Origin of the sequence: Erwinia sp. STN24 (genome assembly GCF_041320675.1) — a bacterium.
Taxonomy (GTDB): Bacteria; Pseudomonadota; Gammaproteobacteria; order Enterobacterales; family Enterobacteriaceae; genus Erwinia; species Erwinia aeris.
This window is the reverse complement of the sequence record NZ_JBGGPM010000011.1, coordinates 20715-34444: the sequence shown is the minus strand read 5'-3', so window position 1 is coordinate 34444 and position 13730 is coordinate 20715. Positions and strand designations below refer to the sequence as shown.

Genomic DNA, 13730 nt, shown 5'->3' with positions numbered 1-13730 from the left:
CGCTGAAAGGCGATCAGCCCTTAGGATGCTGCCACGCAGCCAAAGCCGATAACAAAGCCTGCAGCATAGCCGGGCCAGTATTTTTTCTTTCCGGAACCGACGCTGTTCCCTAACACCACCCCGGCCAGAACACACTGCAAAGGCCAGGTTACTGCATTATCCGCCGATTTTGACAGCCACCACGTAACGCCGCCCGCAATGGCGATTAGTACGAGGCTTGGCAAATATTTCATTTTCATATAAATGCCTTACTCCATGTCATTTTTAAAAGTTTTCTGGCCCGCTGCTCTCTGGTGCGGGAACGTTTTGAGCCATTCCGTCCACGCCGGGTTATCTATATGCAATCCCAGCTGCTCAATGTCCCAGGCAAGGCGCGCGCAGCTCTCGCTCATGTTTTCCGTTCTGTCATAGCCTGCATCTACGAATGCTCCTGCGATATTGCAGAGCCTGTCCATATGCTCATCAGTGGTTCCGTCAATGTCCTGCAGTGCCGCAATGGTCAGCAGCTCACCTTCCATGCTTGCCATTGCGTGTATGTGGCGATAGCCGGCGATCAATGGGGCTTTATGCGCGGTATCTGCGCTCACCACGACAAAATTTTCACTCATCATTTTCTCCGGCTGTCAGTAGTTTTCGGTAAAGAGGGTAGACCAACATACTATCAGAAGTAATTCCCCTTCATGCGAAACCACCGCGAAAATCACCGGTGCCAGGCTTGTAGCGCTACGCGAGCGCTACTGCGAATACATCGCGCAGCTGCAGGCAGGCGACTGCCATCTGCTGGCCTTTAAGTGCCCGGAATGCGGTGAGGAAACCCGCACGCTGGCACCGGAAAAGGAGACATGCTGGGACTCCACAACGACATGCCCCTTCTGCGGCGTGCTTTACGTTAAACTGGTGCAGCACAACAAGGTAGAAGCCTTTAGCCCGGAAGCGTGCCGGGGAACGTTTTAGAATGGGGATGACAATCTGACGTTCAAAGACGGCGGCGATCATGGCCGTAAAATGACGGGCGAACAGATACTGGAGATTCAGCATCTGGCCGCCGATACGCAACGCATTGACCTTTAGCCCGGAACAGGCAGGGTAAACCTGCCTGAAGCCCGGTATCAGTATCCCAGCCATCGGAGCACGTCCTGGGCACGATAAATATCACTGTCGCCCACGTCTTCGTAAAACTCCGCAATATCTTCCTCCCTGTCGAAATGATGTCTCGCAAGTTCCTGCAACGCCCGCGCGCGGTTAATGGCCGTATTTTCTGCAGACTCGTAATAATCGCGGCATATTTCATCCATGTTCAGCCTCCTGCGCCTGTGGCGCGGGCGCGTATGCTTCAAAAGGCACCGCTGCAAGCTTATTCAGGTAGGAATTGAAGTCCGTCAGCCAGGAGCCGGGGCGCTCACCCGTCATCATGTTGAACAGCCACTGAGAGTCGCTGATCCGGGTATGTCGAAGATAAAACAGGGGATGATGGTTCCCGTATTCAATATCTTCACTCAGTTTCAGCTCATGCCCGACGGTGCGAACAGAACGGCCGTTCATCTTTAGGTATTCCATAAAGCGAAAAAGATTGCCGCTGCCGCCGCTGCCCATGCCGGTGCTGAGTGTAAACTGTTCCAGAACGGCTCCCGCCCGGTAGCTGTTATCTGTGGCGCAGTGGCGGATGCACAGCAGCGTACCCGAGGTGCGCGGCATACTCAGGCGGATCAGGTGAAACGTATCTTCGGGCGTGGCGTCAGAGAAAAAGTGCTTCCAGTTGCGAGACCCCAGGTTAGGGCATGGAAACGGCTGCCCATTGCCGCTCATAAGCCAGTGGGCATTGCCGTCAAACCGGCGGGCCAGCCTGTCAGCCAAATCGAACGACAACGCCTCATCGCCATCCAGGCACCTTAACAGGTAAGCCGGAGACGATTCACACGCGAGCCGGGCAACGTGCATGGCATCGGCGGGTTCCCCGCGCTTAAAGTATCCGTCCTGCTTCAGCTGGGCAATAAACCAGCTCAGCCGTGCGCCGGTATCGTGCTGCCACTGCGCCAGCTGACTCAGCTGCGGCGCTTCTGCAGGCTGAGGGGTATAAACCCGGCGAAGCGTATGGCGCAGCTCACCTTCAATGGAGCGCTCACCTTCAGCGGCGGCCCGCTCGATGTAGGCATAAATTTCATCCGGGAAGTTTCGCACCTGCAGTTTAGCCATGATGACCTCTTTTTGATTCAAAATGAGTTCATAAGACTGAACTAGCGGCACGCGGAATGCAATACCTGCCGGAAAACCGCTTATTAAATTTTCGTATTTTGTGGCAGGGATTATATTTTCGTATATTTTCAGACGTGGAAAACCAGTGCGGTTAAAACCACACAAATATATCAGGCCACGGCTAATTTATTTGATCTTATTGTCGCCTGTTGTTATATTAATAAGGGCGTGAGCGACAACTCACCACCCTTTAAGTATTACTTGAATAACTTTCTGATTAACTTCATTGACAGACTGAAAAGCCCCGTTAAGAGCTTGCGAACCTGCCACACAGCCACTGCGGCCAGCATTGCTGCTGTGAGTTCAGTCGCAAGCGGGGCAAGCCCCAGAGGCGAAATCAACCCGCTAATCAGGCTCTGAAATGAGAGCAAGGCTGTGCCGTTAAGCACGTATCCCAGCAGTCCTTCAAATGCCGTTCCGGCCGCCTGCCTTAGATAAGACAGGCACCACCTACCCGATGCCGTAATAAATCTACGGAGGGCCGATAATGCGAGGCGGGATTTTACTGACGCATAGCCGGTTGCCTTTTTCATGACATTTTTTAAATCTAACTTTATTTTCATTTAAACCTCTCTTATTTGTTAATGTATTTTTTGAAAAACTAAAAGCGAACACTTTATTCATTGTCTTCACTGCTACTACCTCTAAATAAAATGGAAGAACCGTTTACTTATGTATTTCACTTAAAGCAGCCGACTTAACCTCCTTAATGTGCCGAGCTGGTCAGGGCATAAAAAAAGCCCGGTGAATGTTGATAACTTCACCGGGCCGCTACTGACTATAAATGTCAGGGTAAAATCTTCGTCGGGTGTTGTCTCTATCCAATAGCCTTACCTTTTCATGCCTAACAACAAATATTTTGCTGTTTTGATAGTATTAATGATAATACGAAATCGATCTTCGTGTCAAATATATTTTGTAAAAGCAAGCACTTTTACAAAATATTTTTTATTAAGCCGCATGGCACAAGAGTTGTTGGGGTTTTTGACGACTTAATAAATTTAATAACCGGGTTATATAATCTGAGGAAAGGATTCTGGAGGGCAGAAATAACAGGGAAAACAGATTGTTTTTTATTATTTTAATCAGCTTGCGTGGCTCACGAGCCTGCTTTTACTGCACGCCGATTTATTTTATTGTTCAGGATTGTGATTTATACCACAAGTGGTATGCTGTGCGTTTATACCAGAAGAGGCATTAACTATGAGTGGTCAGGATGAAAAGCAAAACCTTTAACGGCGTGGCCGTTGAATACAGCGACGGCAACGTATTCACGGATCTTGGCCTTCCCGACGCGGAAAAACTGAAAGTTAAAAGCGGTCTGGCCGTTGAGATTATCCGGATTGTCCGTCGCCTTGAGCTGACCCAGAACGACGCAGGCAAGCGCATGGGAATAAGCCAGGCTAAGGTTTCCAACCTTTTGCGCGGCAACATCACCAATCTGTCTGAACGTAAACTTATGGAATGCCTTAATAATCTGGGATGCGACATTGAGATAGTTATTAAGCCCGCCGCTTCGGGTAAAGGCCAGCTCCGCCTTGTCCAGGCATGATTTTAAAGTTGAAGGTGTGTTATGAAAGAACGTGCTTACCGGCATCCCCAGGTCAATCTGAGAATGCCGCTGGATAAAAAAGAACTGATGACGAAGCTGGCTAAACAGAATGGCCGCTCACTGAATCAGGAGATAAATAGTGCAATTGACGCATGGCTGCAGCGGCATGAGGGAGCCAGCACGCTGACACAGGAAGAGCGCATGGCACGCATCGAAGAACGCCTTGCTCAGCTTGAACAAAATGGTGGCCGGCAGCCTTCATAAAAGGCATGAATAACCCAGACGTTTAGGATTTTGACTATGAAAAAAGAAGCCCCTTTAACTATTCCACAATGCGATTCCTTCCCGGACTCGCTACTGACTATCGATCCGTTAAACGAAAGCGGCAGGAAGCAGTGTACGGCGCCCCAGCTGCAGACAGCTGAAGACGCGCTTATCAAAGCCTATATAAACTACAGCGCTTCTCACTCCGCCTCACAGAAGCTGAAAATACTGGATGAAGTAGAATATCATCCAGTGCGCACTGATATGCGCCACTACCGGAAATAGTAAATGCAGATGCTTCGACATAAAAAGTCCGCCTGACAGGCGGCTTTTTTATCCTTTAATTTTTACCTGCGTTCCGGTTGCGCCGCTCGATATCCCATGCATCTTTAGCCTGTTTCGCTACCACTGCGCACAGCAGGCCCAACACTCCGCACAACCCCACCGTAGTTGCATAACGCATCGGCAGGAATTGATCGCCGTAAAGAAACATCCCGAGCGCACCGCCCAGGCTTATAGTGAAAAAGAAAATTGCTGCGCAGGTATTAAAAATAAAACTGAACATAAAACTCTCCAGTGTAATAAATTAACAGCGGTTATTACCGCGTCTGCCTGACGGTATAAGCGGTTAATAAAAATGAGCACAGCCATGCAATCGCGACGGCAACACGCCACGTTATCACGCAGCGCCAGGCTCTGCCATACGGGGATCGCGAGAACCGCCGCCTGACGTTCCGGCGGGCTGCTGATACGTAAAAATGCGGTTGTGGCCCCGCTCACCGCCGGCGCCGCGCGCAGGCTGCAGCAGGTCTGACTGCAGCGCCTTATGGTCTTCTCCTGACTGCCTCATTAGTGTTACGCGATCGGTTAAGACGTTCTCAGCGCGGCCGCCATCGCCTGTAAACGGGCGCGGTCAGCGTCCTCGTGCGGATCCTGCGTGCCGGCTATCCCCTGTTCCCACCATTCATACATCATGCCGGCAACCGCCAGCACCGCAGGCCGGATGCGCTCACCCTCGGTGTGCAGGCGTGCGGCCAGTTTCTCCAGGACGGCAGTTGCCTGAGCGGTCTGGGCGGCATAGTCGCCCGGCCGGGCGCTGGCCGGCGTAAAGCCGGCGTTTGCGGCGCGAACCCGCACAGCATGGCTGGCTTTCATGGCGCAATCCCCCTGTCCCAGGTGTAAGTATGCGGGCCGTCATCACCGGCGCAGACGCCGGCCACTAACGCCGCGTAGCCGTAACGTGTCCGGCCGTCACGCGCGGGCCGGATCTGGTTCAGCACCGTCGTGGCTTCATCGGCCGTAAAGCCGAACTCAGCGATCAGTTCACCCGGCAGCGACTCCGCAAAGAGCGGAAGCTCGTCAAGCGTGACGTTATGAAAGGTAAAGGAAACGTCCATGCGCTGCGCGTCCTGCATCGCGCTGACGGCGGCGGCGCATTTGCCGTGCTTCCGTGCGCGCTCTGTGACAACATCCTCAAACAGATTACGGTTGCTGCAGCTGACGCCCTGAATCATCAGAAAGTTGAGGAAATAGCGGGCAAAGGTGCGCGCAACCTCTTCCCCCTGCACGTTCATGACGTTCTGCATAAAATCGGCGCGCTGCGCTTCAGCCATATCCGCCATCACGGCGTCCGCATCAGCGCCGGGAACGGTCAGCAGCTTCGCGGCGTGCGCCATTCTGCCGAGCGGATTAATCTCTGTCGTCACCACCCTGGCCTGCAGCGGCATTCGTCCGTGCTCTGCGATGAAACGGTAAAGCTGCTCAACGGCCTCCGTGGCGGTCATGCCCATCACTTCAAGATTCAGCTCCGCGCGCCTCTTCAGCTGTTCATCGAGGCGGACGGTCAGCTGAGCTGATTTGGCCCTTTTTGTGTGGTCAATCGATCCGAACATGGTAAACTCCACTGTATTGTTTAATGGCTGTGCAAAATGTACAGCCAATAATACAGCACTAAACAGAACCTCGCTACTTTTACGGCGCGGTGATCAGGCGGGATTAACCGCAGCAGCCTGGATAAGGGCTGAAGACAGCGATAAGATGCCTGAGTAAAACGTAATCAGGCTCAGCGTTCACAGGCCAGAGGGGCGAAATGGAATCGGAAAAACATTTTCAGGGCTATTCAAGCAGGCTGGGCGATTATCTGTTTCCCGGAGAGGACTTTTACGACAGCGAAGCCCGTCATTTCGTGTCTGAGCTGCTTGCGCGTGAGGGCGATACCAGCACGCCGCAGGCGTTTCTGATCCTGCTGGACACCTTCACGCCGGAGATGGTGCAGCACAAGATCGATAACCCGGACTGGAGCACCGTGCAGACGGTCAGTCGCTGGGAAAACACCACAAAGAAACTGATACGCCAGCGGACAGAGCAGCGGTTCGCGGCCGAGCTGGCGGCGGCGCACCCTTCCGGCCGGAAATAAGGAAACTATGATGAACAGATCAGACAGGGAAAACGGTGACCCGATGAGCGGTGAGGTGTATGCCGTGAACAGGCGCACGGCTGCGGCCGTATGCGGGCTGTGGGGCTTCGGCATTTTCGGCGCATTTATGCTGTTTCAGGCCGCCTTCAGGCTGGTTATCTGCGTATGGGGTTATACCCTGAAGGGGCTAGATCCGGTGCAGGCCGGCGTGACGTTTGCGTTTGCCACGCTCTGCTTCATCGCGGCCGCACTGTGCTACCGGGGCTTTGACTGCTGCCGGGACACGCTGCAGCGCCATAAGCTGCCGCAATAAATCATACAGCGCAATCCCCTGACGCGCCCGCGCCATGCGGGGCCGGAATGCGTTCTAACCTGACCTAATCAGAGGCATAAAAACCATGCAGACAGAACTGAATAAACTGATCGATACCTGCACGCAGGCGTTTACGGCGTTGATGCAGCAGAACGACCTGGGCGGCGCGACGTCCGGCGTCATCATTGCGGCCTTCTGTATTGCGGGCCTCTATATGATCGGCCATGCGCTGACGCCGGCGCGCAAGTCCGCCTGAATCCCCTCCGCAGCCTGACACCCAGGCTGCCCGTTCATTAGCCCGCTATCCGTTACGCCCGCAACAGTACCCTGACGCAATCACCCCCGCCGCACCCCTTTTCTCTCTGTTTTTCCCGCCCCTGCGGTTTACCGGTATTTCCCGTAGCAGCCTGGATAAGGGCTGCAAACAGGGGTAAGATGCATAAAATCCGAACGCGCGGGCAAACGACAGGCCCATACATGAAGGAAAAGCCGATGAAAAGTCATGAAAAATTCCCCGTGGAGCGGCCGGCTTCAGGCGAGGATGTAGAGGCGCTGGCCCGACGTTATATAGCCTCCATTGCCGACCGTCCCGCCGGTGCGGCGCCTGGAGTTGTTGACGAGGCGCACCTGCAGGTGCCGCCCCTGAGCGCTGAACGGCTGAACTACCCGTCATACCGGCGCCGGGGGCGGGAATAGTTATGGGGTTTAGCACCTCCCTGCCCGAAAGAAAAATCCTGGGCTTTACCGTCGTTAACTACACGTTCCGCGCAGTGTTTAACGTCTTCTTTATGTCGCTGCTGATGGCCGGCTTCGGCGTGGTGACGGCCGCCAACTTTGTGGATTTTCCCGCTGCGGCTGGCCTTATGGCCTGGCTGGCCCTCACGCTGGCCGCCTTCATGATGACCATGAAATTCCGTGACCGGGCCGTGCGCCGGGAAATAGAAGAAGGCCGCCACGATCCGTTATGGGGAAAGCATATCTGCCGCCAGATGGAGCGCGAGACAGAAGCCGCCTATGAAAAAGACTGGCTGATGCGCCCGATCTTTCGCCTGGCCTGCCTGCTGGGCGTCTATAAGAAACAGTGACGCGCCGCCGCGCGTTTTTTTCCGTCCCCGCCATACCGTCACGCGTGCAATTATCCCATTTCTGAACTAATCCCGGCACCTTTCCCGTGCCGCCTGACCGCTTTTTTATGCCGTTGCGGTTTTCCGGCAGAATGCGTATCCGCCTGGCGCTGATGATCCGCTGGCGGTAAGATGAATGAAAACGTACAGTGTCTGAGAGACAGCCCATATATGGGCTTGAGGGGAGTTAATGGAAATCATTATCCTGGCGATCATCATCGTTGTGCCCGTGGCCTTCCTGGTGTGGGATCGCTGCTTCCGGGTTTTCCCGCTGTCGTATTTCGGCATCGAGAACGTGCAGCGCATCGCCAGATGGGAAAGCCCGGAATGGCGGGAACGGATCTTCTCACGCGGCGGCATGACGAGCCGTGAGTGGATTGCTGTCAATACCCGCCAGCTGGAAGCCATCAACGCAGAACTGCGCCGGCGCCGGTAAAGCGACACCGGTATCCCCAATCATTACCCTGCTGTCAGTTACGCCTGTAACAGTCTCCTGACGCAATAATTTCACCTGCAACGCCCTGTATCTCGCCCTTTTCGGCACCGCTGCGGTTTACCGGAATTCTCCGCAATCGCCCTCTTTCGCCCGCCTTTTGCCCGCAGCCCTTGCCCGGCGCGGCCTGCCGTCCCGTCTGGCGCCGTAAAGGCCGCCGGCTTCCCCGCTTTCCCCTCCCTGTTAAATCTGGTTTTTCCGCATATTGCGTTTTTTCCGCAATCCGGACGGGGCGCGCTTCGTATTTAATTTTTGCACTGCAATATTGCAGTGCAGGCTCAGGCGGGTTACAGTGTGGTTGTACTGCAATTTTGCAGTGCAAAATAATCATGAAGGCAAGCGACAGTGAATGTCGGCTGCGGTTAAGGCACGCCGGCACCCGGATTTTCGCAGCCCCTTTTTTGCAGGTCTGTCCCTTAACCGACCGTCGCGCGCGATCGGATCGGCAGCACGAGGAAGCAACATGCCAAAACTTACCCCCGGCCGCGCCACGGTGATAAAAATGGTCACGCTGGCCGTGATGATTGCCGGCGCGCTGGCGATGATACGATCCGCCACGTTGACATACGGTGTTGATGTCCCGGACGGCCCGACGTTGTTGTCCGGGCCGATGCCGCTTACGGGCACCGGCAGCCAGGCGCCGGTCTTGCAGGGCGTTACCCGGCTGGCTGACGTCGCGCCCCGGCTGCCCGATGCCATCGCACGGTGCAATGAGAACCTGAAGAATCTGAAGGCCGACGAGCGGCTGAGCGTTCAGAAGCGTTACGATCTGCAGGACTGCCTTTATGCGCGCTACGTTTTGACGCAGCGCGAACAGGACAAAAATATTATGGTGCGATCGATGTGGGATCAGGCAAGCCGGCTGGATGCGGACGCGACCGACGGCCAGCTCGTTTCCGCCTGGCTGCACCCGGAAGCAGAGAGGACGGCGCCATGAAATCTATTACCGTGCGGCTCGACGATGAGCTGAAGGCCCAGGCGGAAGCGGTGCTGGAGCACCTGGGCGTCAGTTCAACGCAGGCCATCACCCATCTGTATCTTTATCTTGCCCAGCATGGTCAGCTGCCGTACCGGATTCGGCCCGTGGCGGAATCCCCGGAGGACGTTTACCGCGCTACGCTTCACCGCGTTCGGGCCGTCACCGGGCTGCTCACAACCGTGGCCGCGCTGCCGGCTGACGCGGTTGAACGCCGGGACTTGACAGAGCTTTGCTCTGTCCGCTGCCTGCGGCTGCGACAGGACATCGCCGGGAACGCCCCGTTTTTGGCCGCTGCGATCTGCACTGACCCGCTGCCGCGCACAGACGGCGAAGACGCCGGGCTTTACTGGCGGTGGATAGGTGAAAACCTGGCACGGGCAGAAAACGCGATTGACCAGGCCGCGCCGGACATGAACGCCACGCTGACCGCCGTCGCCGGCCAGCTCACCGGCTATTACTGGCAGCTGGCGACGTATACCGACCAGTATGAGATAAACGAAACTGCCGTGCCGTTTGAGTATGACAGGGACGCGGCACACGCCGGCCACACGCTTTATTCAGGGAAAATTAAATGAGGCTGTTTAGCAGGAAAGAGCGGAATGTTTTTTCAGAGGCGGCCGGGCGTGAAAAGCAGCCAGCCAGGCTCTACAACTGTGCGATGGGATGCATTATCGCCGGTACGCTGATCTGCGATCCGGCCAGGGCGTGGATACCTGCCGCCGCGCTCGCCGTTTGTATTATTGTCGGCCGGCTCCGTCTCCAGCACCTGTATCTGTATCTGAGCCGGATTTTTGCGTATATCGTATCAATCGCTGCTTTCAGCAAGGCTGCCGAGGCCGAGCAAATCCGTAACGCGGTTCCTTTAACGTTGGGAGGGCATGAGGGTGTTGAGGTTATCATACCCTTCAGCGCGTTTTACGTTTCAGGACTGACCCTGGCGATGGCCTTTATGTATGCGTTCAGAGGCCGGCTCTACCGGCAGATAAACCGTGCCCAAAAGGGCATGGCGATCGGTGCCGTTCTGACGCTTATCGTCACAACCTGGGCGAACGGCGCGCCGGATATCGGCATCGCGGCTTGCGTCGCCATGATAACCGCCGGCGCCGCTCTGCTGCCGGAGATGCTGCGCCGCTTACCCCCCGAAGAGTGACAGGCGACTGTACCGATCGCCGGTGCAGTCGGCAAATCATTAACGAGTCTCCCGGCCCAGGCGGCCGGCCTCACGCAGGAAGCGTATACTTCTTGCATTCATTTGCGCGTATCATAAAGTATCAATATGATACTTTCAGAATAAGGTAATTTATGGCACGTTTAATTCCGCCATTGTCGGCACTGGCCCTGCTGCTGCTTCCGGCGCTTTCCGGGGCAAATGAAAGACCGGTCGATCTGCCTGATGCGATGCTGCTCAGTTCATTTACAGAAATGTGCCGGTTCTGGACGGAGGACAGTATCGCGCAGGAAAAAGCGCAGAAGCCTGTCGATCGTTCCACGCTGGCAACCTGTGCCTGGATGCTTCACAGTCAGGCACAGATTCAGGCTGGCCGTGACGCACAGACGTATGATGCCTGGTCTGAGACGCAGCCTGTGCTGACCCGTGACAGGGCGAACGATGCTGCCTTTCTTCACTATTACCGGCAATACATTTCGCAGTTCGCGGCGTCCAGGGAAGAAGAAGACAGATCACAGGGTAAGGAGGTCAGGGAAATCAGCGAGCTGAATTATGAAGCCCTGCGGTACGGGCTGATTGCGGCGGAGAATGTTTCACCCGTCAGGCTCAGGATGCTCAGGCTGCTTGTTACCGATGCACTTCGGGATGGCCGCGTTGATGTTGAAGAGTACGCCATGCTCCGTCCGGTAATTTACGACAGCAGCATCCTGCGGAGCACCGGGGTGCTCAGCCTGACGGAAGCGCGGCAGGCGCTTACTGACGAGCTGGCGCGCGAAGGCAGTTCAGCACGATGACGGCCTATGAGCTGCGAGTGTGGCGGCGCGGAATGGAATTTACGCAGGAGCAAGCCGCTGACGCTCTGGGCGTGTCCGTTCCCACCTATAAACGCATGGAACTGAAGCGGGCCGGCCGGCTGCCGGCGCCAGTACCGCAGTCCGTTGAATACGCCACGACCACGCTGACCCTGAAGGCGATGCTGCCGGACTTGAAGAAAATGACCAAAGCGCAGGTGCTGACGCAGCTGCAGCAGATCCTGAACGGGGGTGATCATGACTGACCTGCCGGCAGGCAGCGGCTACCTGCTTATTATTGTGCTCGCGCTTGCCGGGCTTGTGCTGCTTTACTGGCCCGGAAGGCGCCGGCGCAGCTCGCGGCACGCCAGACGACAGGCGCAGGCCCGCAGGGTGCTGGAGAAGCTGACGGAAATCCCGCATTTCGGCCAGAAGTTCAGCTACCTGCGCAAGATAGATCCGTTTACCTTTGAAGAGCTGCTGCTTGAAGCCTTTGAACGCCGTGGCTTCGAGGTGATCCGCAACGCTCGCTATACCGGCGACGGCGGCATTGACGGGCGCGTGATCATCAACGATGAGGTCTGGTTCATCCAGGCAAAACGCTATCGCGACCATATTGCCATCGGCCATGTGCGTGACTTTCAGCAGCTGCTCGATGCTCACCAGTGCCGTGGCTTCTTCTGCCATACCGGCAAAACGCGGGAAGGCACGCGCAGCCACATTCGCAGCGACGGTCGCGTTGTGCTGATAAGCGGGCAGCGCCTGCTCGATCTGATAACTACTGACGCGCCTTTCAGCGTTATCCCTGACTGACTGTAGTGAACATGAGGACACCATGAAAAAACTGATCTGCACCCTGTTTCCGCTGATGCTGCTCAGCGGCTGCGCCATGCTGCCCGGACAGGACAGCGATTACAGCCGCTTCTGCAATGTCTCCGGACGTGCCAACACCGGCGAAATATATCGCATTACCGACTGGCAGGAATTCCGGCTCACGCCTTCAGGCAAGTACCTGTCAGAGCGGGAGTTTGCCGCCCAGGACGGGAGCACGATGGCGCAGCTGCAGGGTATTCTGCAGGGCGCCAGTGCGGAAACTGAACGGGCAGACGCGGTACAGGTGCGCGTGTACAAGGTAGAAAGCGAACAGGGAAACAAGGGCAGCTGCCTGCCCGTGCGCTACACCGACAGCGATCGCGCGCGTAAATTCAGCACGCTGACTAAGGGCCGCCGCCTGATGGTCTATGCCGAAAATGAGGGACAGTCGGGCCAGCAGATTTATAATAAGTCCGGTAGAGCAGGTTTTTCCTACCGATTACTGTAGTAAGAGAGGACACGATGCGCATTTCCCTGGATCTGTTTGCGAACATGCTGGGCATGAAAACCGGAGAGGTGTTACACGCCCTGCGCACCGGCGGCGAGCTTGACGGCGAGCTGCTGCCGGCCACGCTTCGCCGTAAGATACGGCAAACCGAGCCGGGCGGTTCGCGGCCGTCGCTTGATGTGCCGCTGAAAGAGGCGGTGGATTTCGTTGATAAGCTGAAAGAACGTACTCACTGATATAACAGGATTTCATTCACCCTGTTGATATTTGATTTAAATGGTTATAAAAACCGGTGCCGGATTTTGAAAAATTGAATAGCTACCCCCTGAATATTTCCCAGAATTCACACAGCGTCGTCAGTTCCGAGCCAGTGCCGGCTTATGCCTACTTCAGCTATGAAGACGCACTGTCGCTACGTGCAATGGCGCTGCAGGCCGGTCTTGACGTGCCGAGCTACCTGTTGGCGCCGGAAATTGCCACTCTTCTGCGTTACCTGCCCGACCTGCATCAGCAGCTGCTGATCGATACCCTTTGGAATACGGGCGCGCGTATCAATGAGGCGCTTGCGCTGACGCCCGCCAGCTTCATGCTCGATGGCAACCGCCCGTTTGTGGTGCTCAAGACCCTGAAGCAGCGCCAGCGCGGCAAAGGCCGGCCGGGCAAGGATGAGTCGGTTAAGCGGGCCGTTCCGTTGACCGATCCTCAGTATGTGCGCAAGCTGCGGGAATATCTGGCAACGTTCCGTGTTACCCGTCAGCAGCTTATCTGGCCGCTCAAAAGCGATACCACGCCGCGTAACTGGATCAATGCCGCCGTGGCGCGTGCAGAACGTGACATGGTAACTTTTAGCATCAGCCCGATCACGTCTCATACTTTTCGCCACAGCTTCTGTATGCACCTCATCCAGTGTGCCGTTCCGCTAAAAGTGGTTCAGGCTTATGCCGGACACGCCCGCCTGGAATCCACCGAACGCTATACCCGCGTGTTTGCACTTGACGTCGGGCGCCAGTTTGGCGTGCGTTTCAGCGTGCCGGAAATTGACCGTCCCGACTAACC

The 13730-nt window shown here is 55.8% G+C and carries 27 protein-coding genes; 18 read left to right on the top strand and 9 right to left on the bottom strand.

Annotated features, from left to right (window positions below; genetic code table 11):
• Positions 1 to 20: 20 nt before the first annotated feature.
• From ACA373_RS21655 to ACA373_RS21630, 6 genes are all read right to left on the bottom strand, one after another.
• The gene (locus tag ACA373_RS21655) at positions 21 to 239 is read right to left on the bottom strand and encodes a hypothetical protein (protein WP_370735104.1); all 219 of its coding nucleotides are present in this window, start codon (positions 237 to 239) and stop codon (positions 21 to 23) included.
• 9 nt (positions 240 to 248) lie between these two features.
• The gene (locus ACA373_RS21650) at positions 249 to 611 is read right to left on the bottom strand and encodes a hypothetical protein (protein WP_370735103.1); all 363 of its coding nucleotides are present in this window, start codon (positions 609 to 611) and stop codon (positions 249 to 251) included.
• A gap of 112 nt (positions 612 to 723) precedes the next feature.
• Complete coding sequence (locus ACA373_RS21645; RefSeq protein WP_370735102.1) at positions 724 to 1125, bottom strand: hypothetical protein; 402 nt, start codon at positions 1123 to 1125, stop codon at positions 724 to 726.
• Positions 1110 to 1295, bottom strand: a complete 186-nt coding sequence (locus ACA373_RS21640) for a hypothetical protein (RefSeq protein ID WP_370735101.1) — start codon at positions 1293 to 1295, stop codon at positions 1110 to 1112. The genes ACA373_RS21645 and ACA373_RS21640 overlap by 16 nt, the downstream gene beginning before the upstream one ends.
• Positions 1288 to 2358, bottom strand: coding sequence for a hypothetical protein (locus tag ACA373_RS21635; RefSeq protein WP_370735100.1), 1071 nt, complete (start codon positions 2356 to 2358; stop codon positions 1288 to 1290). Before ACA373_RS21635 ends, ACA373_RS21640 begins: the two co-directional genes overlap by 8 nt.
• A 92-nt stretch (positions 2359 to 2450) precedes the next feature.
• Positions 2451 to 2816, bottom strand: coding sequence for a hypothetical protein (locus ACA373_RS21630; RefSeq protein ID WP_370735099.1), 366 nt, complete (start codon positions 2814 to 2816; stop codon positions 2451 to 2453).
• A 653-nt stretch (positions 2817 to 3469) separates the two neighbouring features.
• Between ACA373_RS21630 and ACA373_RS21625 the strand changes: the two genes are divergently transcribed.
• Genes ACA373_RS21625 through ACA373_RS21615 form a run of 3 tightly spaced genes read left to right on the top strand, consistent with a single transcriptional unit; the run spans position 3470 to position 4354 of the window.
• A complete protein-coding gene (locus ACA373_RS21625) occupies positions 3470 to 3805 on the top strand; it encodes a helix-turn-helix domain-containing protein (protein WP_370735098.1) in 336 nt (111 codons plus the stop codon).
• Positions 3806 to 3826: 21 nt separating this feature from the next.
• Positions 3827 to 4069 (top strand): Arc family DNA-binding protein, encoded by a 243-nt coding sequence (locus ACA373_RS21620; protein ID WP_370735097.1) that lies wholly within the window; start codon positions 3827 to 3829, stop codon positions 4067 to 4069.
• A 36-nt stretch (positions 4070 to 4105) separates the two neighbouring features.
• A complete protein-coding gene (locus tag ACA373_RS21615) occupies positions 4106 to 4354 on the top strand; it encodes a hypothetical protein (protein WP_370735096.1) in 249 nt (82 codons plus the stop codon).
• A gap of 55 nt (positions 4355 to 4409) precedes the next feature.
• Here the strand turns inward: ACA373_RS21615 and ACA373_RS21610 are convergent, their stop codons facing one another.
• From ACA373_RS21610 to ACA373_RS21600, 3 genes are all read right to left on the bottom strand, one after another.
• Positions 4410 to 4634 carry a hypothetical protein gene (locus tag ACA373_RS21610; protein WP_370735095.1) on the bottom strand — a complete coding sequence of 75 codons (225 nt, stop codon included), beginning with the start codon at positions 4632 to 4634 and terminating at the stop codon, positions 4410 to 4412.
• A 302-nt stretch (positions 4635 to 4936) separates the two neighbouring features.
• Positions 4937 to 5224, bottom strand: a complete 288-nt coding sequence (locus ACA373_RS21605) for a hypothetical protein (protein ID WP_370735094.1) — start codon at positions 5222 to 5224, stop codon at positions 4937 to 4939.
• A complete protein-coding gene (locus tag ACA373_RS21600) occupies positions 5221 to 5961 on the bottom strand; it encodes a type II toxin-antitoxin system RelB/DinJ family antitoxin (protein ID WP_370735093.1) in 741 nt (246 codons plus the stop codon). The genes ACA373_RS21605 and ACA373_RS21600 overlap by 4 nt, the downstream gene beginning before the upstream one ends.
• Before the next feature lie 197 nt (positions 5962 to 6158).
• Between ACA373_RS21600 and ACA373_RS21595 the strand changes: the two genes are divergently transcribed.
• From ACA373_RS21595 to ACA373_RS21525, 15 genes are all read left to right on the top strand, one after another.
• Positions 6159 to 6485: a hypothetical protein gene (locus tag ACA373_RS21595; protein ID WP_370735092.1), complete on the top strand. Its 327-nt coding sequence runs from the start codon at positions 6159 to 6161 to the stop codon at positions 6483 to 6485.
• Positions 6486 to 6492: 7 nt separating this feature from the next.
• On the top strand, positions 6493 to 6798 hold the full coding sequence (locus tag ACA373_RS21590) for a hypothetical protein (protein ID WP_370735091.1): 306 nt from the start codon (positions 6493 to 6495) through the stop codon (positions 6796 to 6798).
• 85 nt (positions 6799 to 6883) lie between these two features.
• The gene (locus ACA373_RS21585) at positions 6884 to 7054 is read left to right on the top strand and encodes a hypothetical protein (protein ID WP_370735090.1); all 171 of its coding nucleotides are present in this window, start codon (positions 6884 to 6886) and stop codon (positions 7052 to 7054) included.
• A 236-nt stretch (positions 7055 to 7290) separates the two neighbouring features.
• On the top strand, positions 7291 to 7494 hold the full coding sequence (locus ACA373_RS21580) for a hypothetical protein (RefSeq protein ID WP_370735089.1): 204 nt from the start codon (positions 7291 to 7293) through the stop codon (positions 7492 to 7494).
• 2 nt (positions 7495 to 7496) lie between these two features.
• On the top strand, positions 7497 to 7883 hold the full coding sequence (locus tag ACA373_RS21575; protein WP_370735088.1) for a hypothetical protein: 387 nt from the start codon (positions 7497 to 7499) through the stop codon (positions 7881 to 7883).
• Positions 7884 to 8112: 229 nt separating this feature from the next.
• Complete coding sequence (locus ACA373_RS21570) at positions 8113 to 8358, top strand: hypothetical protein (protein WP_370735087.1); 246 nt, start codon at positions 8113 to 8115, stop codon at positions 8356 to 8358.
• A gap of 520 nt (positions 8359 to 8878) precedes the next feature.
• Positions 8879 to 9352, top strand: a complete 474-nt coding sequence (locus ACA373_RS21565) for a hypothetical protein (protein ID WP_370735086.1) — start codon at positions 8879 to 8881, stop codon at positions 9350 to 9352.
• The gene (locus ACA373_RS21560; RefSeq protein WP_370735085.1) at positions 9349 to 9969 is read left to right on the top strand and encodes a type II toxin-antitoxin system RelB/DinJ family antitoxin; all 621 of its coding nucleotides are present in this window, start codon (positions 9349 to 9351) and stop codon (positions 9967 to 9969) included. The genes ACA373_RS21565 and ACA373_RS21560 overlap by 4 nt, the downstream gene beginning before the upstream one ends.
• Positions 9970 to 10052: 83 nt before the next feature.
• Complete coding sequence (locus ACA373_RS21555; protein WP_370735084.1) at positions 10053 to 10544, top strand: hypothetical protein; 492 nt, start codon at positions 10053 to 10055, stop codon at positions 10542 to 10544.
• A 152-nt stretch (positions 10545 to 10696) separates the two neighbouring features.
• Positions 10697 to 11356, top strand: coding sequence for a hypothetical protein (locus tag ACA373_RS21550; protein WP_370735083.1), 660 nt, complete (start codon positions 10697 to 10699; stop codon positions 11354 to 11356).
• Between the two features lie 32 nt (positions 11357 to 11388).
• Positions 11389 to 11619, top strand: a complete 231-nt coding sequence (locus tag ACA373_RS21545; protein WP_370735082.1) for a helix-turn-helix domain-containing protein — start codon at positions 11389 to 11391, stop codon at positions 11617 to 11619.
• Positions 11612 to 12166 carry a restriction endonuclease gene (locus tag ACA373_RS21540; protein WP_370735081.1) on the top strand — a complete coding sequence of 185 codons (555 nt, stop codon included), beginning with the start codon at positions 11612 to 11614 and terminating at the stop codon, positions 12164 to 12166. Before ACA373_RS21545 ends, ACA373_RS21540 begins: the two co-directional genes overlap by 8 nt.
• Positions 12167 to 12188: 22 nt before the next feature.
• Positions 12189 to 12674 (top strand): hypothetical protein, encoded by a 486-nt coding sequence (locus ACA373_RS21535; RefSeq protein WP_370735080.1) that lies wholly within the window; start codon positions 12189 to 12191, stop codon positions 12672 to 12674.
• A gap of 14 nt (positions 12675 to 12688) precedes the next feature.
• Positions 12689 to 12910, top strand: a complete 222-nt coding sequence (locus tag ACA373_RS21530) for a hypothetical protein (RefSeq protein ID WP_370735079.1) — start codon at positions 12689 to 12691, stop codon at positions 12908 to 12910.
• Between the two features lie 74 nt (positions 12911 to 12984).
• Positions 12985 to 13728 carry a tyrosine-type recombinase/integrase gene (locus ACA373_RS21525; RefSeq protein ID WP_370735078.1) on the top strand — a complete coding sequence of 248 codons (744 nt, stop codon included), beginning with the start codon at positions 12985 to 12987 and terminating at the stop codon, positions 13726 to 13728.
• Positions 13729 to 13730 lie beyond the last annotated feature (2 nt).